Origin of the sequence: Thermomicrobium sp. 4228-Ro (assembly GCF_026241205.1) — a bacterium.
Taxonomy (GTDB): Bacteria; Chloroflexota; Chloroflexia; order Thermomicrobiales; family Thermomicrobiaceae; genus Thermomicrobium.
On the sequence record NZ_JAPFQM010000001.1, the window covers coordinates 1,316,949 to 1,339,313 of the forward strand.

The 22,365-nt window shown below is 65.4% G+C and carries 21 protein-coding genes; 11 read left to right on the top strand and 10 right to left on the bottom strand.

Annotated elements, in window-relative coordinates; translation table 11 throughout:
• The first annotated feature begins 710 nt into the window (after positions 1 to 710).
• From OO015_RS06305 to tatC, 9 genes are all read left to right on the top strand, one after another.
• Complete coding sequence (locus tag OO015_RS06305; protein ID WP_265940382.1) at positions 711 to 1,235, top strand: YceD family protein; 525 nt, start codon at positions 711 to 713, stop codon at positions 1,233 to 1,235.
• 88 nt (positions 1,236 to 1,323) lie between these two features.
• Entirely contained in the window at positions 1,324 to 1,533 is a 210-nt protein-coding gene (gene rpmF, locus OO015_RS06310) for a 50S ribosomal protein L32 (RefSeq protein WP_265940383.1), read from the top strand.
• A 28-nt stretch (positions 1,534 to 1,561) separates the two neighbouring features.
• The gene (locus OO015_RS06315; RefSeq protein WP_265940384.1) at positions 1,562 to 2,569 is read left to right on the top strand and encodes a beta-ketoacyl-ACP synthase III; all 1,008 of its coding nucleotides are present in this window, start codon (positions 1,562 to 1,564) and stop codon (positions 2,567 to 2,569) included.
• Positions 2,570 to 2,573: 4 nt separating this feature from the next.
• Complete coding sequence (gene fabD, locus OO015_RS06320; protein ID WP_265940385.1) at positions 2,574 to 3,494, top strand: ACP S-malonyltransferase; 921 nt, start codon at positions 2,574 to 2,576, stop codon at positions 3,492 to 3,494.
• A gap of 9 nt (positions 3,495 to 3,503) precedes the next feature.
• Positions 3,504 to 4,259, top strand: coding sequence for a 3-oxoacyl-[acyl-carrier-protein] reductase (gene fabG / locus OO015_RS06325; protein WP_265940386.1), 756 nt, complete (start codon positions 3,504 to 3,506; stop codon positions 4,257 to 4,259).
• 6 nt (positions 4,260 to 4,265) lie between these two features.
• Positions 4,266 to 5,618, top strand: coding sequence for an acetyl-CoA carboxylase biotin carboxylase subunit (gene accC, locus OO015_RS06330; protein WP_265940387.1), 1,353 nt, complete (start codon positions 4,266 to 4,268; stop codon positions 5,616 to 5,618).
• 79 nt (positions 5,619 to 5,697) lie between these two features.
• A complete protein-coding gene (gene nusB / locus OO015_RS06335; RefSeq protein WP_265940388.1) occupies positions 5,698 to 6,204 on the top strand; it encodes a transcription antitermination factor NusB in 507 nt (168 codons plus the stop codon).
• Positions 6,205 to 6,380: 176 nt separating this feature from the next.
• Positions 6,381 to 6,629 (top strand): acyl carrier protein, encoded by a 249-nt coding sequence (gene acpP, locus OO015_RS06340; RefSeq protein ID WP_265940389.1) that lies wholly within the window; start codon positions 6,381 to 6,383, stop codon positions 6,627 to 6,629.
• 111 nt (positions 6,630 to 6,740) lie between these two features.
• Entirely contained in the window at positions 6,741 to 7,517 is a 777-nt protein-coding gene (tatC, locus tag OO015_RS06345; RefSeq protein WP_265940390.1) for a twin-arginine translocase subunit TatC, read from the top strand.
• Between the two features lie 4 nt (positions 7,518 to 7,521).
• Here tatC and OO015_RS06350 read toward each other — a convergent pair whose 3' ends face one another.
• Positions 7,522 to 9,288: an Rqc2 family fibronectin-binding protein gene (locus tag OO015_RS06350; RefSeq protein WP_265940391.1), complete on the bottom strand. Its 1,767-nt coding sequence runs from the start codon at positions 9,286 to 9,288 to the stop codon at positions 7,522 to 7,524.
• A 116-nt stretch (positions 9,289 to 9,404) separates the two neighbouring features.
• Between OO015_RS06350 and OO015_RS06355 the strand changes: the two genes are divergently transcribed.
• The gene (locus OO015_RS06355) at positions 9,405 to 10,058 is read left to right on the top strand and encodes a guanylate kinase (RefSeq protein WP_265940392.1); all 654 of its coding nucleotides are present in this window, start codon (positions 9,405 to 9,407) and stop codon (positions 10,056 to 10,058) included.
• Positions 10,059 to 10,068: 10 nt separating this feature from the next.
• Here the strand turns inward: OO015_RS06355 and def are convergent, their stop codons facing one another.
• The 3 genes from def to OO015_RS06370 are packed head-to-tail and all read right to left on the bottom strand — an operon-like array spanning position 10,069 to position 14,098.
• Positions 10,069 to 10,605, bottom strand: a complete 537-nt coding sequence (def, locus tag OO015_RS06360; protein WP_265940393.1) for a peptide deformylase — start codon at positions 10,603 to 10,605, stop codon at positions 10,069 to 10,071.
• A gap of 44 nt (positions 10,606 to 10,649) precedes the next feature.
• The gene (gene priA, locus OO015_RS06365; RefSeq protein WP_265940394.1) at positions 10,650 to 13,082 is read right to left on the bottom strand and encodes a replication restart helicase PriA; all 2,433 of its coding nucleotides are present in this window, start codon (positions 13,080 to 13,082) and stop codon (positions 10,650 to 10,652) included.
• Positions 13,079 to 14,098, bottom strand: coding sequence for a D-cysteine desulfhydrase family protein (locus OO015_RS06370; RefSeq protein WP_265940395.1), 1,020 nt, complete (start codon positions 14,096 to 14,098; stop codon positions 13,079 to 13,081). Before OO015_RS06370 ends, priA begins: the two co-directional genes overlap by 4 nt.
• A gap of 82 nt (positions 14,099 to 14,180) precedes the next feature.
• Here OO015_RS06370 and OO015_RS06375 point away from each other — a divergent pair, with 82 nt between their 5' ends.
• The gene (locus OO015_RS06375; protein WP_265940396.1) at positions 14,181 to 15,560 is read left to right on the top strand and encodes an aspartate aminotransferase family protein; all 1,380 of its coding nucleotides are present in this window, start codon (positions 14,181 to 14,183) and stop codon (positions 15,558 to 15,560) included.
• 21 nt (positions 15,561 to 15,581) lie between these two features.
• Here the strand turns inward: OO015_RS06375 and OO015_RS06380 are convergent, their stop codons facing one another.
• The 6 genes from OO015_RS06380 to hslV all read right to left on the bottom strand — a co-directional run bounded on the left by OO015_RS06380 (position 15,582) and on the right by hslV (position 22,339).
• Complete coding sequence (locus OO015_RS06380) at positions 15,582 to 16,544, bottom strand: branched-chain amino acid transaminase (protein WP_265940397.1); 963 nt, start codon at positions 16,542 to 16,544, stop codon at positions 15,582 to 15,584.
• A 258-nt stretch (positions 16,545 to 16,802) separates the two neighbouring features.
• A complete protein-coding gene (locus OO015_RS06385) occupies positions 16,803 to 18,557 on the bottom strand; it encodes a peptide ABC transporter substrate-binding protein (RefSeq protein WP_265940398.1) in 1,755 nt (584 codons plus the stop codon).
• Between the two features lie 65 nt (positions 18,558 to 18,622).
• A complete protein-coding gene (locus tag OO015_RS06390; RefSeq protein ID WP_265940399.1) occupies positions 18,623 to 19,600 on the bottom strand; it encodes an ROK family protein in 978 nt (325 codons plus the stop codon).
• Positions 19,601 to 19,615: 15 nt separating this feature from the next.
• Positions 19,616 to 20,329, bottom strand: coding sequence for a glycosyltransferase family 2 protein (locus OO015_RS06395; RefSeq protein WP_265940400.1), 714 nt, complete (start codon positions 20,327 to 20,329; stop codon positions 19,616 to 19,618).
• Between the two features lie 17 nt (positions 20,330 to 20,346).
• A complete protein-coding gene (gene hslU, locus OO015_RS06400) occupies positions 20,347 to 21,783 on the bottom strand; it encodes an ATP-dependent protease ATPase subunit HslU (protein WP_265940401.1) in 1,437 nt (478 codons plus the stop codon).
• Positions 21,746 to 22,339: an ATP-dependent protease subunit HslV gene (gene hslV / locus OO015_RS06405; protein ID WP_265940402.1), complete on the bottom strand. Its 594-nt coding sequence runs from the start codon at positions 22,337 to 22,339 to the stop codon at positions 21,746 to 21,748. Before hslV ends, hslU begins: the two co-directional genes overlap by 38 nt.
• Positions 22,340 to 22,365: the final 26 nt, after the last annotated feature.

Here is a 22,365-nt window from a genome sequence, read left to right on the forward strand (position 1 = left end):
GAGTTAGAGGAAGATTCGGCAGGGAGAGTCCGGCGCGATTCGTGTCGCCAAGAACATGATCGTTCTACTCGTGCTCATTCTCCTCGCGCTGGTCACATTTTGGTCGTTATTTGGGTCCCTGCTGTTTCTGGCAAATGTTGTTTTTGGGCATGGTGGTGGTAGGGCGTTCATCGTAGAGCCCGGGTGAATGCTCCTGCGGCGACACGCGTTTGGAAGGGTACTCGGAGGCAGCGTACCCTTTGCGGTGCAGCAACGCGTTCGACCGCTGATCCCGCGAGAGACGCGTCACGCAGCTTCGCGGTCTTGGGCTGTGCTTCTGATGTGGGCTTCTGTGGGGAGAGTGCATAGATTTTGTTCGCATCGGTCATCCGGAATAGGCTGGATCTGAATCCTAGCAGGGTCTTCCGCTTTCTCCACAGGCGTTCTCGCAGTATTCCTCATGAAAGCGGAGTCACGGATACTGTCAGGCCGCCGGCCAGGGGGCTCAGGCCCCCGCTGCAGGCCAGGTTGGTCTGGGGCGGTGCCTCGCGGGGCCTATAATCGGACGGTGAGGCTGTACATGGCTGGCGTCTGCCGGTCGGGAACGGTGTCCAGTGTCGTGAATGCGTGTGTGCAGAGCAATGGTTTCGCGGTCGATTGCCGCTCCCTGCACCGGCGGTTACACTTAGGCGGTTGTGCGTCCCCCCAGGACGCCACCGGAGGGCGATCCCATGCGTGTCAGGCACCTCGAGAACGATACGATCATCAACGTCGCGCAGCTCCTCAAAGCCCCCGTCGGTACCGAGCGGTATTTCACGGTCCATCTGGATGAGCTGGTACTCGATAGCGATCTCGCCGTCCGCGATGTCGATGCCGCGGTCCGTCTCCTCCGGACATCGAACGGCATTCTGGCCACCGGTGACCTGCGCGTTACGGCGCACCTCACCTGTGTCCGCTGCCTGGCCGAGTTCGACGGGCGTTTCGAGGAAACGTTCGAGGCGGAGTACTGGCCGACAATCGACGTGCTGACCGGATTGCCGCTCCCACCGCCGGAGGACGAGGACATCTTCACGATCGATAAGAATCACCATCTGGACCTGCACGAGCTCCTGCGGCAATTCGCGGTGCTGGCTGTGCCGGTCTACCCGGTGTGCGGTCCGCAGTGTCCAGGCCCGGAGTCGCTGTGGAAGCCGCCAGAAGAAGCGGTCGATGCTCGCCTGGCAGTGCTCCAGGCGCTCCTTGACGAACGGGCCTGACTGTGCGACAACTTTCCTCCAGCACGATCGGGCTCCCAGGTGGAGCCAGGTAGCGCACGAACTGCAACCGGATGGAAGGATCGACGAGATGGGTGCTGTTCCGAAGCATAAAGTCAGCAAGCGCCGGCAGGGGTTCCGCGCGGCGCACCAGTACATCGAGGTTCCGCCGTTGACGACCTGCCCGACCTGCGGTCAGAAGCACCGCACGCACTATGTCTGCCCGCATTGCGGGCACTATCGGGGCCGGCTCGTCGTCGACGTGAACCGGCAGAAGCGGCAGCGCCGCCCGGAGGCGTAACCGGAGCCAGCGGACGAGGTGCGTCGCGATGGCACAGCGTGCCGCCATCACTGGCTGGGGCGCCTATGTCCCAGCACGAGTCCTGACGAATGCCGACCTCGAGCGGATGGTCGAGACCTCCGACGAGTGGATCGTCACCCGTACCGGTATTCGCGAGCGGCGGATCGCTGGCCCCGATGAAACCACCGTCCGCATGGCGACCGAAGCAGCCCAGCGGGCCCTGGCGACGGCGACGCTCGAGCCAGATGCCCTCGATCTCGTAATCGTCGCGACGACAACGCCGGACTACCTTATGCCGGCCACCGCCTCGCTGCTCCAGGCTGCTCTCGGGGCGACGCGGGCGGGCGCCTTCGATCTCGTCGCGGCCTGTTCGGGCTTCGTCTACGCGTTGAGCGTCGGTGCCCAGTTCATCATGGCTGGGACCGCTCGAGCGGTTCTCGTCGTCGGTGTCGATGCGCTGACACGCTGGCTCGATTTCACCGATCGCAGCACGTGCGTGCTCTTCGGTGACGGCGCGGGTGCCGTGGTGCTCGAGGCGAGCGACGCGGACGAGGGGGTGCTCTCGACCGTCCACGGGTCCGACGGGAGTGGCGCGATGCACCTCTATCTCGAGGGCTTCCCCGAGCTTCTGATGTCGAACGGGGCACTGCCGCCGAAGCGTCCCTTCATGCGGATGGACGGTCGTGAGGTCTTCCGCTTTTCCGTGCGGATCATCGGCGAAGCAACGCTCGAGGCGGTCCAGCGTGCCGGCTTGACGCTCGACGAGATCGATCTCCTGATCCCACACCAGGCGAACCTCCGTATCATCGACGCGGCGGTCAAGCGGCTCGGGTTGCCGTGGGAAAAGGTCTGGGTCAACCTCGACCGGTACGGCAATACCTCGGCAGCATCGATCCCGCTCGGTATCGCCGAGGCTGCTGAGCGTGGCGTGCTCCAGCCAGGCATGAACGTCGTGCTGGTCGCCTTCGGTGCCGGGCTGGCCTGGGCAGCCAGCGTGGTGCGCTGGGGGGCAACGGGTGTCCGACGCGGGGGGTGAATCCGTGCACCATGCGTGGGTGTTCCCGGGCCAGGGGTCGCAGTCGGTCGGCATGGGGAAAGCGCTCGCGGAGCGAGAGCCACTGGCCCGGGCGGTCTTCGAGGAAGCTGATAGGATTCTGGGCCTTCCGCTCTCCCGCATCGTTTTCGAAGGGCCAGACGAGGAACTCGCAGCGACACGGAACCAGCAGCCAGCGCTGCTGGCGACCAGTATCGCGTATCTCCGCGTCCTCGAAGCACGTGGCGCATTGCCGGAGCCGGCAGTCGTCGCTGGGCACTCGCTCGGTGAGTACACCGCCCTCGTCGCTGTGGGGAGCCTCGATTTCGCTGATGGTCTCCGCATCGTGCGGCGGCGTGGCGAATTGATGGAGCAGTACGGTCTCGGCGGTATGCTGGCTGTCATCGGGCTCGACCGGGCGACGCTGGAGTGGATCGCCGCTGAGTCGGGGGTGGAGCTCGCGAACGAGAATGCACCGAACCAGCTCACGCTCAGCGGGCGTCCGGAGGCGCTCGATCGAGCTGCGACGCTAGCCCGCGAGCGTGGTGCGCGTCGGGTGGTGCGGTTACCCGTCAATGCTGCCTTCCATTCGTCGCTCATGCGGCCGGTCGCGGAGGAGCTCGCGCGTGACCTGGCAGGTGTCACGATCCGTCCACCGCGGGTACCGCTCATCGCCTGTTCGGACGCCCGTGTCTTGACCGACCCGGAGGAGCTGCGAACCGAACTCGTGGTTCAGATCGCTGCGCCGGTGCGTTGGGTCGACGTTGTCCGTCGCGCGGTCGAGTGCGGTGTCTCGACCTTCTGGGAGGTCGGTCCGGGGCAGGTGCTGAGCGGGTTGATCCGTCGTATCGAGCCGGATGCAGCGACCCACACGGCGGAGCAACTGCTTGATGGCGTCCTGGCACAGGTGTCCGAACCGAGCCGGTGAGGGGGAGCGATGGAAGCGACGAGCGAACGGGGTGCAGCGATCGTGACGGGTGCGGTGCGCGGCATCGGTCGCGCGACTGCCCTGCGGCTGGCCCGGGATGGGTTCAAGATCGTGGTCAACTACCGGGGCGAGGAGCAGCTCGCCGAGGAACTCGTCCGCGAGATTGTCGCGCAGGGCGGGACAGCGATGGCCTTCCGCGCCGATGTCACCGATCCCGACCAGGTCGGCGCGATGATCGAGGCGACGATCGACCGCTTCGGGCGGCTGGATGCCCTGGTGAACAATGCTGGGATCACGCGCGACACGCTGCTCCTCCGGATGCGCGACGAAGACTGGCGTGCCGTGCTGGAAACGAACCTCACGAGCGTCTTCTACTGCTGTCGGGCAGCCCTCCGGCCGATGCTGCGACAACGATACGGGCGGATCGTCAATGTTTCCTCGGTCGTCGGCCTTGTGGGGAACATGGGGCAGACCAACTATGCCGCTGCCAAGGCTGGGATCATCGGTTTCACGAAGTCATTAGCGCGAGAGGTCGCAAGTCGCGGTATCACCGCGAACGTCGTCGCACCCGGTTTCATCCAGACGCGCCTCACCGAAGTGCTGCCGGCCGACCTTCAGCGCAGGATCCTCGAACAGATTCCCGTTGGCTTCTACGGCACCCCAGAGGACGTGGCCGAGGCGATCGCCTTTCTCGTTTCGCCTGGTGCACGGTACATCACCGGTGCGGTCCTGGCGGTCGACGGTGGCCTCTTCATGGCTTCGTGAATGCCGATGATCCGGAAAGTCCTGATCGCCAACCGTGGTGAGATCGCCCTGCGCGTCCTGCGTGCCTGCTGGGAACTCGGTATTCCGGCCGTGGTCGCTTACTCCGAAGCGGACCGTGACTCGTTGCCGGTGCGCCTGGCCGATCAGACGATCTGCATCGGGCCGGCACCAGCTGACCGGAGCTATAACAACATTCCCGCGATCATCAGCGCTGCGGTCGTGACCGGGTGCGATGCGATCCATCCCGGATACGGGTTCCTGGCGGAGAACGCGCTCCTGGCCGAGATCTGCGAGGAGTGCGGGATTACCTTCATCGGGCCGCGCCCGGCGACGCTCCGGGCCCTCGGGGACAAGGCCGAAGCGCGGAAACTGATGCAGCGTGCCGGACTCCCGATCGTTCCCGGCAGCGAGGATCCGGTGCGCGATGTCAGCGAGGCGCGCCGGGTCGCCCGCCAGCTGGGCTATCCGCTCCTCGTCAAGGCGGCGGCCGGTGGTGGCGGGCGCGGTATGCGGATCGTGCGCGACGAGCGGGAACTCGCCACTGCCCTCCAGGTTGCGCAACAGGAAGCGCAAGCGGCGTTCGGTGATCCCTCGGTCTATCTCGAGCGGTACCTCGAGCGACCGCGACACGTCGAAGTGCAGATTCTGGCCGACCAGTACAGGAATGTCTATGCCGTCGGCGAGCGTGATTGCTCTATCCAGCGTCGGTACCAGAAGCTGATCGAGGAGGCACCGGCACCCGAACTCTCCCCGAAGCTCCGCCGTGCACTGCACGAGGCAGCGGTCCGCGGCGCGCGCGCTGTCGGCTACGTCGGTGCGGGAACGTTCGAATTTCTCCTCGACCAGGAAGGGCGTTTCTACTTCACGGAAGCGAACGCTCGGATCCAAGTCGAACATCCAGTCACCGAGGTCGTGACCGGACTGGATCTGGTGCAGTGGCAACTCGCGATCGCTGCTGGCGAGGTGCTCAGCCTCCACGAGCGTGAGCTCGTGCCGCATGGACATGCGATCGAGGTGCGTATCACTGCAGAGGATCCTGACCGCGATTTCGCTCCCAGGGCTGGGAAAATCGAGGAACTGATCTGGCCCGGTGGGCCGGGGATCCGCGTCGATTCCCATGCCTTCAGTGGTTATGTTGTCCCGCCGCACTATGACTCGCTCCTCGGCAAGGTGATCGCCTGGGGAGTCGACCGCACGCAGGCGATCGAACGGCTCGATCGAGCGCTTCGGGAAACGATCGTCCGTGGCGTGCCCACGCCGATTCCCGTTCTGCGGCGCATCCTCCAGCATCCCGATTTTCGGGCTGCGCGCCACAGCACGACGTTCCTGGCCGAGTTCCTGTCCAGCCAGCACTCTTGACCGCGGGTACAATCGGTGTGCGGGCTACAGCCGTAGCACCGCTCCAGCAGACGGCTCCTCACGCCGGGAGGATCCGGAAATGGTCACGATCGCCTCGTCCACAACCGAAGTTCGCCGGCGGACGACCGGCCAGCGGCGGGGGAGCCGGGAGGAACGGACGATGACGCTCGCTCGCATCCGTCGCCAGGCGCGGATCCTGGCGCTCCAGATTCTGTACGAAGTCGATGTCGCCGGGCACCGGCTGGACGACGTGCTCGAACGCTACCGCTCGGAGGCGCAGATCCCACAGCCAGTACGCCGCTATGCCGAGCGCCTCGTCACCGGAGTCCGAGCCGACCTCGAACGGATCGATCGGATGATCGGCGAAGCAGCACCGGCGTTCCCGGTCGAGCAGCTTCCGCCGGTCGATCGGAACATCCTGCGTATCGCGATCTACGAGCTCTTGCACGAACCGGACGTCCCGCTGAAGGCCGCGATCAACGAAGCAGTCGAGATCGCCAAGCAGTACGGGGGTGAGAGTTCCGGCCGCTTCGTCAACGGGGTGCTCGGCACGATCGCGGCGAACCTCGCGTCTTCCGGAGGATAGGGGTAACCGGTGTCGGCCGGGCTGCGGCCATCGATGCTGCCGCCCGCAGTCCTTCGTCGACGAGGAGGTCGACTTCCCGTCACGCCTGCTTGCACAAGACGGGCGTCTCAGTCATACTACCGGAGAACAGTGGATGCCCTCGGGGTGCAGGTTCGAACGCTGGGGAGGTGGTTCGCGTGTCCTCGTCATCGATTCTTGAGCGGGTGCAGGCCGTCGTCGCGGAGCAGCTCGGTGTCGATCCGAGCGAGGTGACGCTGGATGCCGAGTTCGTCAAGGATCTCAACGCCGATTCGCTCGACCTGGTCGAGCTGATCATGCAGCTCGAGGAGGAGTTCGGTATCGAGATCTCCGACGAAGAAGCAGCCAACATCGTCACGGTGCGCGACGCGATCAACTTCATCGAGGAGCATCTCAACAAGAAGTGACGTCCTGGCGGCGGTACCCGAGGGCAGACGGGCGCGAGACTCGTCGTCTCTGCGCCCGTCTGTTACGCTTGTCGACGGGAACGAACTCGTCGCGCAGCAGCGAGGGAGACGATGGTCAGCCTTCTCGATCGTGTTCGCGGGCAGTCCGCTCCACAGCCGAACGAGCCGGAGCCAGAACCGGAAGAGTTCTACAAGGAAATGACCCTCCAGGAGCATCTGGAGGAACTCCGGCAGCGGTTGATCATTTCTCTCCTGGCTGTCGCAGTCGGCTTCATCATCGGTCTCGCACTCGCCTTCCCGACCATGCGGCTCATCGTCCGCATGTCGGGGATCGAACGGCTCTATTCCATCACGCCGACTGAATCGTTCATCACTTATACGAAGGTCGCGCTGTATCTCGGTGTCGGCTTCGCGATGCCGGTCATCGTGTACGAGCTGGTGCGTTTCCTCGCGCCCGGTCTGACGCGCAAGGAACGACGCTATCTCTTCCGCGCGCTCCCCTTCGTCTCGATCATGTTCGTGTCCGGTGTAGCGTTCGCTTTCTTCGTCATCGTCCCGCGTGCACTCTCGTTCCTCTCGCACTTCGGCGCGAGCGTGTTCGAGGCGCAGTTCCGCGCCGAAGAAGTGATCTCGTTCTACATGACCTTGCTCTTGTGGGTCGGTGTCGTTTTCGAGCTTCCGGTCGTCATCTTCATCCTGGCCAAGCTCGGAGTCGTGACGGCGAAGCGGCTCGCCTCGCTCCGCAAGTTCGCGATCTTGATCATCGCGGTGGCAGCGGCGATCATCACGCCGACGCCCGATCCGTTCAACATGTTCCTGGTCGCTGCGCCGATGTACGTGCTCTACGAGCTCGGTGTGCTGCTCGCGCGCTTCGCGAAGCCGGTCTGAGCCTTTATCCTTCGCTGAGGCCGAGTTCGCTCGGCGGGAGCGGTCGGACATGGAGCGTCCGCTCGTTCCGGTAGCGGACGAGACCAGGAGCCGCTCCAGGAATGCGCCGCACATCGCGCCGCCGTGTGGCGTCGACGGCGACCCGCGTGCTCTCCCGTCCCTCGCTGTACCAGGCGGCGAGCGCAGCCGCTTTCTCGAGAATGCGCGGATCTTCCGGGCCAGCCCACTGGACGATCACGTGCGATCCGGCGAGCCCGCGAGCGTGGAGCCAGGTGTCGTCGGGGCGGGCAACGGAAAACGTTATCCAGTCGTTCTCGCGGGCGTTCCGGCCCACGATGATGCGGTCGCCTCGCTCCGTCCGCCAGATGCGGAGCTTGCGCTGACTACTCTTCTTGCGCGGTGAGGGCGTCGCTGTTCGTTCCCCGGCGAGCCCCAATTCCTGCCGCAGCATTTCCAGTGTCTCAGCCGATTCTGCAACCGTCGCGAGGCCGCGCAATTGCTCGAGATACTCGAGTTCCAACCTGGTCGCTTCCAGGCGTGCCGGTACCTGTTCAGCGGCTGCTTTCGCCTTGCGGTAGCGCTCGAAGTACTCCTGGGCATTCTCCACCGGCGTCCGCTCCGGATCGAGCGGGATCTGCAGGCCATCGAAGACGAGTTCGCGCTGGCCCGGTTCGATCGTGCCGAGCGAGGCCAGGATCGCCTCGCCCATGAGGCGCCAGCGTTCTGCCTCGGCGGCGTGATCGTGCTCTTGCTCGAGCGCCCGGAGGCGCGCCTCGACCCGTGCACGTTCGCGCTCGATCGCCTCCAGCAGCCGTAGGCGACGCTGGAGATATCGGTCGGTGGTCGGCTCGGTCGCCTCGGCTCGTTCGGCGAAGAAGCGCTCGATCGCCTGCGATATCGTCAGGCAGGTTTCGACGTCGAGCCCTTGCAGATAGTGCAGGCGGATAGCTGCGAACGCCACCGGTTCACCGCTGCTCCAGTACACGGTTGGCTCGAAGACGTGGGTCTGCAGCGGCTCGAGCACGCTCGCGACCGCGGCGGCGAGTCGGGCAGGCCCGTCCGGCTGCTCGCGAACGTCGGCGACGGTCACGCCGGTGGCACCCAGGGCTCGAAACGTCGCTTCCCGCGCCATTTGTGGGCTGAATCCCGCGAGGTGCTGCACGAGGAGCGTGGGCAGCTCCGTGTCCGGCCGTGCTTCCAAGAGGAGCGACGCGACACTGTCGGCCGTCAGCTGGCGGGGATCACGCTTGAGCTGCGGTGGCGGGGGCTGGTAGGTGCGGCCTGGCAGCACCGGTCGCGCTGTGCTCATCGTCGGTGGAACGCGCTTCAACGCATCCAGGATGCGGCCGTCCGCGGTGACCAGTATCGCGTTGCTGTGTCGTCCCATCAGTTCGACGATCAGTTCCGTCTCGACCGGGATCCGCTCGATGCCACCGCGGCGTTCTTCGACGAGCACGGTAGCGAACCGGAACCGGAGGATCCGTTCCAGCGGTACCTGCTCGACTCCCACGAGCCGCGCACCACGGACGTACTTGCGGAGCAGCAACAGGAACGGTGTCACCTGGTCGGGATCGCTGGCGGGCAGTGCACGGCTCAGAAAGAGCTTCGGTTCCTGTGGCCTCACGTCGATCACGAGTCCCCAGCGCTGGCCGACATACACTTCGAGGGCTGCCGCGAACGGTCCGGTCTGCACGACTTTCTGGACACGGCCGCCGACGAGCGTGCGCTGCAACTCGTCGACGAGAGCAGCGATCGTCAGCACGTCGAACACGATTCTGCCTCCGTGCGTCTCGCGATCGAATCGCGCGAACTATGGCACAATGACCCTGGGTGGCGGGTACCGCCGCGCAGGGTGGGAGCAGCAGGCAAAACAGGAGGTCGGTGCCGGTGACGGACGATCTCGGGTTGAATACGCAAGCCGACGAACTGCTCGAAGAACTCCGGCAGCGTGTCCGCCCGAAGCTCATCGTCATCTCCGGCCCTTCCGGTGTCGGGAAGGACACCGTCATCGAGCGGATGCGCCAGGCGCACCCTGAGTTCTACTTCGCCGTCACCGCCACCACCCGACCGCGCCGGCCGGGCGAGATCGACGGTGTACATTACATTTTCATGACGCGCGAGGAGTTCCTCGCGGCCCGCGAGCGCGGCGAGTTCCTGGAATCGGCTGAGGTCTACGGTCACCTCTACGGTGTCCCGAAGGAGCGTGTGCGCCGGGCGCTCCGCAGCGGCAAGACCGTCGTCGTCAAGGTCGACGTCCAGGGAGCGGCCTCGATACGGCGCCTCGTGCCGCAAGCGATCCTCATCTTCCTCGCTCCACCGTCGATGGCCGAGTTGATGCAGCGGCTGCGGAGTCGGAAGACCGACGATCCCGCGACCCTCATGGAACGGATCGCCACGGCGTCGCGCGAACTCGCGCGGGTCTACGAGTTCGACTACGTGGTCTTCAACGAAACGGATCGCATCGACCAGACGCTCGCGACCATCGACGCAATCCTGCTCGCCGAGCAGAGCCGTGTCCATCAGGCCGAGATCGTCCTCTGACGCGGCGTTTTCACGACGCCGCGGCCTCGGCGGGCGGTGCCTCCTCGTCCGCTTCCTCAGGAATGTAGCGGAGAGTCGAGCGGTCCTCGATCCGATCCACGAAGAGGATGCCGTCGAGATGGTCGATCTCGTGCTGGAGGACACGCGCGAGCAGGCCGCTGCCCTTGACCCGTACCTCCCGGCCGTCGAGGTCGAGCGCCTTCACCGTCACGTGCATGAAGCGCGGCACTTCGCCGTACCAGCCAGGAATGCTCAAGCAACCCTCGAGCCCGACCTGCCGACCGCTCGCACGTACGATCTCGGGATTGATCAACGTGAGCTCGACGCCGGGATCGCCCTCCTCGACGTAATCAGGGGGGATCGATACCACGACGATCCGGCGCAGTACCCCGATCTGCGGCGCTGCCAGCCCCAGCCCTCGGGCTTCCCGCACCGTATCCCACAAGTCGCGCGCCAGTCTCCGCACCTCTTCATCGACGGTGCGGATGCGCAACGATTTCTGTCGGAGCCGCGGATCACCTTCGGTGATGATCGTCCGTACTGCCATCGTCCTCGAAACCCCACGCTCGTATCCGCAAAAAGTATAGCTGCTCAAAGCAGGCTGACGGGGTCGACGTCGACGAGCCAACCGCCGTGCAACGGTACCTCGGCGACGACTCGCGGACCGTCCGCGCCGCGCAGGAGGAGCTGCCACTGGTAATAGCCACGGATACGGCTCACGAACGCTGGTGTCGGCCCGAGTACCTCGCAGTCCGTGTTTCCTCGTGCCTGCGCGCGTGCTTTCAAGCGTGCAGCCATCTCTTCAGCCGCCATCCGACCCGCGACTTCGTCCCGGTGACGAACCAGCAAGCGGACGAGACGCCGGAAGGGCGGGTAACCGTGTCGTTCGCGGAAGGCGAGTTCCTCCTCGTAGAACGTGTGGTAGTCTTGCTGGCTCGCAGCGCGGATCGCGTAGTGCTCAGGCGTGTACGTCTGGATCACGACGCGGCCGTGCGGGAGATGTCGCCCAGCTCGCCCGGCGACCTGGGTCAGCAGCTGGAACGTGCGCTCGGCGGCTCGATAGTCTGGCAAATAGATGCCGCTATCGGCGTGGAGGATCCCGACCACCGTCACGGCCGGAAAATCGAATCCTTTCGCGATCATCTGCGTGCCGACGACGATATCGATCTCGCGGCGGAGAACTGCTTGGAAGAGACGCCGCGGATCGCTCCCGCGTCGTACCACGTCCTGGTCCCAGCGCAAGACTCGTGCGCTCGGAAACCGCAGCTGGGCTTCCCGCTCGACGCGCTGCGTCCCCGCGCCGTAATAGCTGAGCGTCGGATGCCCGCAGGCTGGGCAGGTGAGGCTCGGGAGTCGGCGGAGGTCGCAGCGGTGGCAGATGAGCTGGCGCCGGTCAGCATGGAAGACGAGCGGCACGTCGCACAGCGGACAGCGTTCGACGTGCCCGCAGGTGCGACATTGGACCAGCGTGGCCAACCCACGCCGGTTGATGAGGAGCAACGTTTGCTGGTTGGCCCGGAGTGCGCGTTCGATCGCCTCGACGAGCGCTCGGCTGAAGAGTCCCGGATTGCCGAGCTGGTGTTCGAGCCGCATGTCGACGACTTCGACCACCGGTAGACGGAGCGCGATCCGCTCGACTCGCCCAGCACTCCCGACCACGGCTGGCCCGACACGTTCGTGCAAGCGCACGACCCGGATTTCGCCGATCGATGCTCGATATGCCGTCGTGACATCCGGTGTCGCGCTCCCGAGGAGGGCGACCGCTCGGGCCAACTCGGCGAGTTTGAGAGCGACAGCTCGGGCGTGATAGCGCGGGGCCGGCTCTTGCTGCTTGTAGGCCGCATCGTGCTCCTCGTCGATGACGACGAGACCGAGATCGCGGAACGGTGCGAAGAGGGCCGAGCGGGGCCCGACGACGATATCGGCGCGTCGCTCGTGGATCGCTTCCCAGCTCGCGGCACGCTCGGCCTCACGCAGTCCGCTGTGCAGGAGGACGGTGCGGCCCGGGAACCGGGCTGCGACACGCTGGACGACCTGCGTTGCCAGCGCGATCTCCGGAACCAGAACGAGCGCTTGGCGCCCCCGGCGCAGGCACTCGCCGATGGCACGAAGGTACAGTTCCGTCTTCCCGCTCCCGGTCACGCCGTGAACGAGGATCGGCCGCGGGCACGGCTCGTCGAAGGCCGACCGGATCGTCTCCCAGGAGCGTTGCTGCTCAGCAGAGAGGACCGGCGGACGATCGATCGGCCCGGACAGCGGAGCGAGAGCGCTCCGCGGCAGCTCCAGACACTCCAGCGCTCCGCGTTCGATCAACCGCTGGATCGTGCGGGGGGCGATCCCGAGTCGCCGAACGAGCGCCCGTGGGAGCAGCGCACCCTCGTGTTCCTGCGTCCAGTGGGCGATCCTTTCGTAGGCGGTACGGGCTTCCTCGTCCAGAAGCGCGACGCCCGGCCGTAGCTTGAGAAACTGTTCCTGCGCGACGCGTTGCACCGGGCGCACGACCGGAACCCGTTCGATGGCGCCAGCAGCGATCGCTCGCTCGACCACCGTCGTCAACGAGCGTCCGAGCATCCGGCGAGCTTGCTCGAGGGTCAGGGGGCCACGCTCCTGCAGGAGTTCGAGCAAGCGCCGCTGCAACGGCGAGAGCCGCGGGGGGATGCAGCCGGTCGGTCGCAACAGGTAGGTGACACGTTGGGTCAGGCGGGGCGGGAGAAAGAGTGCCACTGCCTCCCAGAGCGTGCAGAGCGTCTCCTGGACGAGCCATTCGGCGAGCGCCCACTGGACGGGGGTGAGCGCGAACCCTGGCTCGACGACTGCCACCAGTGGTCGAACCGCGAAAGCAGGCGGGTCGTCGTGGAGGCGTGCGACGACACCGAGCTGGACCTCGTCCCGCAGCGGTACCCAGACTGCCTGGTAGGGGCGTATGCTGCCGGCGAGCGATGCCGGTACGCTGTAGGTCAGGATCGGATACCGCTCGGTCGGATCGAGCTCGAGCACGACGTCGGCAAAGCGCTGTTCGCTCACGATGCGACCGTGTCCCCCGCCGCGAAAAAGTGTGCCAGTTCGCCAGCCTGCGCGAACAGCGCCGGAGCTCCGCCGGTATGCAAGAAGATGACCGTTTCGCCCGGCTCGATCTCCCCGGCTCGGGCGTGCCCGATCAGTCCAGCCAGCGCCTTGCCAGTGTAGACCGGGTCGAGCACCAACCCCTCGGTCCGGGCTGCCAGCGTCATCGCCTCGATCGTGCTCGCATCGGGAACGCCGTAGTCCGGTCCGATCCAGCGGTCATCGACGAGAACATCAGCGGGTGCGAGTCGCACGGCGAGGCCGAGCGTCGCTGCTGTCTCGTTGGCCAGTGCGACGACCCGCTCACGGATCGTTGCCGCATCGTGCTCGACTGCCACGCCGACGATGCGGAAGGGGTCGCCGAGCAGTTTCGTGCCTAAGGCCAAGCCAGCATGCGTGCCTCCCGACGTCGAACTCGCCAGGAAGAGACGAGTCGGGTGCACCTGCCGCTCGACCAACTGCTGCACGAGTTCGAGCGCTGCCCGAACGTAGGCTGCGGCTCCGACTGGTGTCGAACCGCCGGTAGGAATGACGTACGGCCGCTCGCCACGTTCGGCTCGTTCCTGGGCGAGCTGCTCGAGCAAGCGAGCGCGTTCCTCGCGTGTCCGCACCAGGTGGATCTCGGGGCCGAACAGGTGATCGAGCAACAAGTTGCCCTGTGGCGACGGACGCTCCTCAGCGCTGCTCAGGACGAGGACACAGCGGAGACCGGCCCGCGCAGCGACAGCGGCAGTTTGCCGGCAGTGGTTGGACTGGACTGGCCCCTCGGTGAGGATGACGGTGGCACCGTGGGCCAGCGCGTCGCCGAGGAGGTATTCGAGCTTCCGCGTCTTGTTGCCGCCTAGTGCGACCCCTGTCAGATCGTCGCGTTTGACCAGGATGCGGAAGCTGCCGAGCGCGGCGCTCAAGCGCGGTGCCTCCTCGAGTGGAGTCGGCAGCTGGGCAAGTGGATATCGGGGGAGATCGAGTAGTCGCATCCAGCGCCTCCTTTCCTTCACGCCTTCCGTTCCCATGCGATAATCCCTTGCGGGGCAGCAGATAGGCAGAGAGGAACGGACGATGGCCCGGCGAACGCTGACGATCGAGGAAGAATACCGCGCCAAGCATCCGACGTCCCAGGCGCGCTACGAGCGCGCGCTGCGCGATTTCCCGAGCGGGGTGACGCACGACGTCCGATACCAGAAGCCGTTTCCGCTCTATGTCGACCGTGCGAGCGGCTCCCGCAAGTGGGACGTCGATGGTAACGAACTCATCGATTACACGATGGGACACGGGGCGCTCCTCCTCGGGCACGCCCATCCCCAGATCGTCGAGGCGGTGCAGGCACAGATCCGGCGCGGCACCCACTACGGAGCAGGCCATGACCTGGAACTCGAGTGGGCCGAGCGGATCCGCGAGCTGAAACCCTCGTGCGAGCGGGTGAAATTCACTGCTTCGGGCACTGAAGCGACACTGCTCGCGATGCGGCTGGCTCGTGCCTACACCGGACGGGAGAAGATCCTCAAGTTCGCTGGGCACTTCCACGGCTGGCAGGACTACGCGTTGCCCGGCGAGAAACCACCGTTCGCAGGAGGGCCGATACCCGGGGTGCCACGGGCTGTCCTAGAGTCGGTCGTCGTCGCACCGGTGAACGACCTGGAGTTCGTGGAGCGCCGGCTTTCGGAAGGCGATATCGCTGCGGTGATCCTGGAGCCCTCGGGGGCCTCCTGGGCGTCCATCCCGCTGCCCGAGGGGTTCCTGCACCGGCTCCGGGCTATCACCGAGCGAACCGGAACGCTCCTCATCTTCGACGAAGTGATCACCGGCTTCCGCTGGTCACCCGGTGGTGTCCAGGGGCTCGTCGGGATCCGCCCGGATTTGACCACGATGGCCAAGATCGTCGCCGGTGGACTTCCGGGCGGTGCTGTCGGTGGGCGTGCCGACATCATGGCGCTCCTCGAATTCCGCGACGACCCGGAGTGGAATCGCCGGCGGGTAGCGCACCCGGGTACGTTCAATGCTAACCCACTCTCAGCAGCCGCTGGTTGCGCCTGCTTGCAGCTCGTCGCTGATCCGGCTGTCCAGCGCCACGCCGATGCCATGGCGGCACGACTCCGGCGCGGTATGAACCAGGTTCTCGTCACGCACGGCATCCCAGGGTTCGTCTGGGGTGAGAGTTCCGTCTTCCATATCGCACTCGGGCACACCTGCACGAACCAGCGGGGTGACGATATCCGTATGCCGGAGGGTGTGTCCCCGGTCGTCCTCAAGACCGGCATGTCACCAGCGCTCGCGACGACGCTCTATCAGGCCATGGTCAACGAGGGTGTCGATCTCTTCCATGGCGGTGGGCTTTTGAGCGTCGCACATACGCCGGACGACATCGATCGTACGGTCGAAGCGTTCGAACGCGCCCTTCTCCGCATGCGCGAGGAAGGCTGGTTCGACAGGGTGACCTGAGTCGAGTACAGCCAGAGGCGGTCAGCTCCCGGCTCCCGGCACTGCGGCGCGTTCGGCGAGCCCGACCGGTGTCCGCCACTCTGGCCGCCGCGGATCGATACCACGCGCGATATCGTGGTACAGCCGCTCGAGTGCTCGGGTCACCGGTCCCGCCTGGCCATCACCGATCTGGTAGTGGTCGATTTCGCCGACCGGTGTGATCTCGTAGGCCGTGCCGCAGAGGAAGACCTCCTCAGCCACGTAGAGTTCCGTGCGATCGACCGCACGCTCCTCGACCTGGAGACCGAGCTCTTCGCGGGCCAGCCGGAGGAGGGCATCGCGCGTGATGCTTTCCAGGATGCTCTGCGTGATGTCGGGAGTGATGAGCTTTCCGTTGCGCACGAGCATCACGCAGGCGCCCGGTGCTTCGGCGACCTTCCCCTGCTGATTCAACAAGATCGCTTGGTCGTAGCCGTCGAGTTGCGCTTCCATCGCCGCGAGTTGTCCGTTCCGGTAATTGGAAATGTTCTTGACGCGCGGTGGCATGACCTCGTCGCTGATCCGTCGCCAGGAGCTCACCTTTGCCCGGACGATTCGCCCGGTGAGTAAGTGGGAGGGCATCGGACGGGTGACGATGTAGAGGCCGGATTCTTCGGAAAAGCCGCTCAGCGTCTTCGGGCCAGCTGCGCGGTAGGCAACCGGCTGGATGTAGGTGTCCTCGCGACACTCGTTGTCGCGCAACAACTGCAGAATCGCACTGGTCAAGTCACCGATACTCCAAGTCGTTGCCAACCGGACGAGCCGCATCGAGCGGAGCAGCCGCTCGAGGTGCTCGCGCAAGCGAAACACGTACGCCTCGCCGGTCTCCGCGTTCCAGTAGGCACGAATCCCTTCGAAAACCGCTCCGACCGTCGACCAGCCGAGTTCGGTCACATGGACAGTCGCCTCTTCCCAACGAACCTGCCGGCCGTTCCACCAGAGATACCGTGGATGCGTCTCGCTCACGACGTGCCTCCAACCCTCGCGTGGGGACCGTTCCCGGTCGAGTTCGTCCCTTACCCTTCCTGGTCAAACCGCCGATCATCGTAACACACCGCTGCGAAACGCGGTAGTGAGGAAGCGGCTGCATGAAACCGCCGATCTGCTGAAACGGCACGAAACAGGATCGAGTGCCGCTCGTCGCTCGCCGAAACGAACCCATCATGTCACGAACGGCACAGAAACGCCTGACGGGAGTGAACTGGCGCTCAGAGGCCGCAGTCGTTACGGTGACGGTATCGCGCGCCGCTGGGCATCGAGGACCACCCCGCTCACGAACCGGTTGAAGAGCAATCCTGGACCGACCAGCATGCCGTTCCGCGCTCGGGGCAGACTGGCGACCCATGGCTGGACGAGATACGTGGCCACTGGGTAGACGACCGGGACGGCGACGTAGGCTTCTTGGACGAGTGTCTCGCATTGCCGGTATGCCCCCAGCCGGCGCGTCGTCTCGGTTTCGGCGCGTGCGAGCGTGAGGAAGCGCTCCAGCTCCTCGTGTTGCCAGTGTAGACCCCGAAGTTTCTTGCGGTCCCGGCTCAGGAGCCATTCGTAGACGGCCGCACCGTCGGGAAACGGCAGCGGCCACCGCCACCAGAGGAGCTGAAAAGTCCCTTCGTCGACCGTCCGTTTCCAGTCGGACGGGCTCGCTCGCTCCAGTGTGACGTCCACACCGAGGTTCATGCGCAGTTGTTCCGCGACATCCAGTACGACTGCCTCCTCGACCGGGTCGTTCGTCTCCGGAGCGGTCAGTCGGAGCGGTCCGGATCGCTGGTTCCGCACTGGTTCCCAGCGCAGGTACGCCTCGAGCGGTGCGAAGCGGTGGAGAGTGGCGAGTTGCTCGTCCGCGACGAAGCCAGGGACAGCCGGTGGAACCAACGCCGACGCTGGTTCGACTGCCCCGTAGACGAGATCCCGCAAGCGTTGGCGGTCGATCGCCCGGCTGAGGGCCGCACGGAGTTCCAGCTGATCGAGTGGTGGGGTGTCCGGTTGTATGACGAGCAGCCAGACTTCCGGGAGGATACTGCGCTCCAGCTGCTCCAGCAGTGCCTCTTGGCTCGTGACTTCGGCGAGCTGCGTGAACGGTACCGGTGCGAAATCGACCTGGCCGCGGAAGAACGGCAAGAGCGGGTCTTCCTCCGGAGCGATCGTCACGGTGTAGTCGTCCACCATCGACAATGCCCGGTTCCAGTAATATGGGTTACGTGTCAGGGTGTATCCCGAACCGTGGATCCAGGAGACGAGGCGGAAGGGGCCGTTCGAGACACACTTCCCGGCTTCAGTCCAGCGATCGCCCCATTGTTCGACGGCTGGTCGGTACGCTGGAAGGAAGCCGGTAGTGCCCAGGATGAGCGGAAAATACCCGGCTGGGTGCTCCAGCTCCACCTCCAGTGTCCGCTCATCCAGTGCCCGGACCGCGAGTGCGCTGGGTTTCGCTTCTCCACTGCGCACCGCTCGAGCGTTCCCGACGATGTCGAGCAGCCAGGCTTGTGGTGCCGTCTGGGCAGGATCGAGCATGCGCTGCCATGACCAGACGAAATCGGCAGCTCGAACTGGTTCGCCATTTGACCAGCCGGCTGGTGCCTGCCGCAGGGTAAAGACCCAGCGTGTCCCATCGGCCGATACGTCCCACCGTTCCGCCCAGTCGGGTCGGACGTCATAGTCGGGAGAGAGACGGACCAGACCGGCGAAGAGTTCCGGCTCGCCACCGCAGGAGAGGTCACGGTTGAAGTCGTGGCTCTGTGGCTCGTCCGTGCGTGAACGCGCAAAGACCAGCTTGCTCCGCTGTGCGGTCGGTGTTGGGGTTGGGCTGCGCTGGACAACGGTCGGAGAAATGCGAACCGTCGGTACGGTTGCGGTTGGACTCGTCGGTGCTGGCAGACTCGGTGTGGGGACGGTTCCTGGACTCGGGGATGTCTCGCTCCGGCGACAAGCCGTGAGCAGGAGCCCCGGGGCCAACGCGATGAATCCGCGGCGTGTCATGCGACGTCTGGCAGATCGTGTGCCGGTGGACGGCACGCCCACGATGGCCGTCCTCTCGGGTCCGGTCAGGGGAGCCGGATTTCCGCTCCGCTTCCTTCGCTCGCCAGGAAGGCGCGAGCGGCGGCACCGTACAGTCCCGTGTCGTCGCCGAGTGCCGAGAGGCGAAGCTCGACGTGCTCGACGATATAGTGAATCGCGTAGACCGGGAGCCAGCGGCGCAATGGGTCGAGCAAGAATTCCCCTGCCCGAGCGACTCCTCCCCCGAGCACGATCAGTTCCGGGTTGAACACGTTGACGAGCCCAGCGAGTCCTTGCGCGAGGGCGCGTGCAGCGTTCTCGAGGATCGCCTGGGCAGCATTATCCCCCGTGCGGGCAGCTTCGACTACATGCGCAGCTGTCACCGGGCCATCACTAGCCAGCTCGCGCAGGCGTTCCGAGCGACCCGAACGGACGAGTGCTTCACCGTCTCTGGCGAGCGCCCAACCGCCGATGTAGGCTTCGATACAGCCAACACCACCGCAGCTACACCGTGGCCCGGTCGGATCGACCGAAACGTGCCCGATCTCGGTGCCGAGGCCACGTACCCCTTCGATGAGCTGGCCATGCGAGATCACGCCGCCTCCGACCCCGGTGCCCAGCATGACATGCACGAGGTGGCGGCATCCCTTGGCTGCCCCGAACAGTACCTCACCGAGGGCTGCCCCGTTCCCGTCGTTGCCGAGCACGACCCGACGACCGAGGCGCTCTTCCAGGAGTGTGCGCAACGGCACGTGTTGCCATCCGACCAGGTTCGGCGCGAAGAGGACGACACCGGTCGCGGGTTCCAGCGGCCCCGGCGCGACGATGCCGACCGGAACGGACCGGTCGAGGCTGGCGTCACTCGCCACCTGTTCGACCAACCGGGCGATCCGCTCGATAACTGCGACGACACCATCGCGCGCACCGGTCGCCGTCTGCCGATGGTAGAGGAGGGTTCCGTCGCGGCGGACGACCGCAGCACGCAAGTTGGTCGCTCCGAAATCGACGGCGAGTACCGTCTCCATCGTCTCACCTGCCTGTCAACGATCGAAAAGGCGGCAGCGGAGCAGCGTCCACAGAACCGTCAGGCCGTCTCGCCAGGTAATCTTCTTGCCTTCCCAGTACTCGCGCCCGTTGTAGGAGATCGGCACTTCGTAGATCCGGTAGCCCCGCTTCAAGATCTGGGCCGTGATTTCGGGGTCGAACCCCCAGCGGTCGCTGCGCAACCGCAACTGACGGGCGACCTCCGCGGTGAACACTTTGTAACCGGTTTCCATGTCGGTCAGTGTCGTATCGTAGAGCAGGTTCGTGACGAGTGTGAGGAAGCGATTGCCGACCCAGTGCCAGAAATACATCGCCTTGTGCTCACCGAGGAAGCGCGAGCCGTAGACGACCTGGCTTCTTCCCTCGACGATCGGTCGGAGCAAACGGGGATAGTCACGCGGATCGTACTCGAGGTCGGCATCCTGGACGATCAAGACGTCGCCGGTCGCGGCAGCTAGTGCCGAGCGGATGGCTGCACCCTTCCCGCGGTTTTCCGGATGACAGATCAGGACGAGATCGCGTGACTGCATTGCTTCTCCCTGCAAGTACTCCCGCGTCCCATCGGTCGAACCGTCGTCGACCACGACCAGTTCGAGCTCGTACGGGAGCTCGACCGCTCGGACACGGCGAAGGACTTCCCCGACCGTCCGCACCTCGTTGTAGACCGGGATCAACACCGAGAGGCGACGGATCGGTCGGGGTTCGTGCATCTGTTCCCTCCATCCGTTCACAGGATGAACTTGCTGAGGTCCTCGTCAGCGACGATCTCACCGACCCGCTGGCGGACGTAGTCGGGGCCGATCCGCACCGTCTGGCCCGCGAATTCCGGAGCCCGGAAGCTGATTTCCTCGATCACTTTCTCCATGATCGTTGCCAGGCGCCGCGCACCGATATCCTCGGCACGACTGTTGACCAGTGCTGCGAGTCGCGCGATCTCGCGCAACCCATCTTCGGTGAAGTCCAATTCGACACCCTCGACGCGCAAGAGTTCGCGATACTGACGGGTCAGCGCGTTCTCCGGAACCGTCAGGATGCGGTAGAGATCGTCCTCGGTCAAGCGGTGCAGCTCGACGCGGATCGGAAAGCGTCCCTGGAGTTCCGGAATCAGGTCGGACGGACTCGCGTTGTGGAACGCTCCGGCTGCGATGAACAGGATATGGTCCGTCCGCACCGGGCCGTAGCGTGTCATCACGACCGAGCCTTCGACGATCGGGAGGAGGTCGCGCTGCACGCCTTCACCGGAGACGTCCGGCCCGTACTCGCCGTCCTTCGTGATCAGCTTGTCGATCTCGTCGATGAAGACGATACCGCTCTCCTCGGCCCGCTTGACCGCTGCCTCGACGACGGCATCGAAGTCGACGAGTCGCTGGGCCTCCTGCTGTGTCAGGATGCGCCGGGCTTCCCGGATGGAGACACGCCGCGTCCGTCGCCGTGTCTGCAGCGATTCGAGCAGATCAGCGACCGTCTCCTCGAACTCCTCGAGGTCGAGTCCCCCGTTCTCGGCATACGGCGTGACGAAGAGATCGAACTCGGTTTCGAGGTCCAGTTCGATCGTCTCGTCCTCCATCCCGTCGCGGGAGAGGAGTTCGAGCAGGCGCCGGCGCTCGCGGGCCATCCGCCGCTCGCGCTTGCGCCGTTCCTCTGGCGGCTCCGCCTCTTCCTTCTCGCCCTCCTGACCGTGGCGCTTGGCCCGGCGACGCTCGCGCTGCTCCACCAGCAGATCGGCCAAGCGCTGGAGGGCTGCGCGCGACGCTTCCTCGCGCACTGCCTCCAGCCGTTCGCCGTGGAGCATGCTGATGCTGACTTCGACGAGTTCCCGGATGATCGACTCGACGTCACGACCGACGTAGCCGACTTCGGTGAACTTCGTTGCCTCGACCTTGACGAACGGTGCGTCGACCAGCTTGGCGACACGGCGAGCGATTTCTGTCTTGCCGACCCCGGTCGGTCCGATCATGAGGATGTTCTTCGGGACGATGTCGCGCCGGAGTTCTTCCGGCAGCTGTTGCCAGCGCCAGCGGTTCCGGATCGCGATCGCGACCGCCCGTTTCGCCTCCTGCTGCCCGACGATGTACCGGTCGAGCTCGGCGACGATTTCGGCTGGCGTCAAGGGAATCGTGCCCCGTTCAGGGCGAACGTTGGGTGTCATCAGTGTATTCATCATCTCCGCGCTCTGGTGGTGCGGTGAGGATCGTCACCGCATGATTGGTATAGACGCACAGGTCGGCGGCTACCTCCATGGCCGCACGAGCGATCTCGACTGCGCTCATCCGGGTGTGCCGGAGCAGTGCCCGTGCTGCTGCAGCAGCGTACGGCCCACCGGTCCCGATCGCTGCGATCCCATCGTCGGGCTCGATCACGTCGCCGTCTCCCGAGATCATCAGGATCTGACCGGGATCGGCGACGAGAAGCTGCGCCTCGAGACGCCGGAGATAGCGATCGGTTCGCCACTCCTTGGCGAGCTCGACGGCCGCGCGACGGAGGTCGCCGTCGGCTGCGCGCAGCTGCTGCTCGAACTTCTCGAAGAGCGCCAGCGCATCAGCGACCGCTCCGGCGAACCCGGCGAGCACGCGCCCACCCGCGAGAGCGCGGATCTTGCGTGCACGGTGTTTGAGCACCACGTCACCGGCCGTCACCTGCCCGTCGCCGGCGATCGCCACCCGTCCGTCGCGCAGGACGCCCAGGATGGTCGTCCCGTGCCAGATCGCGCCCTCGCGCACGCTGTCATCCTCCTGCGGCCGGTGTG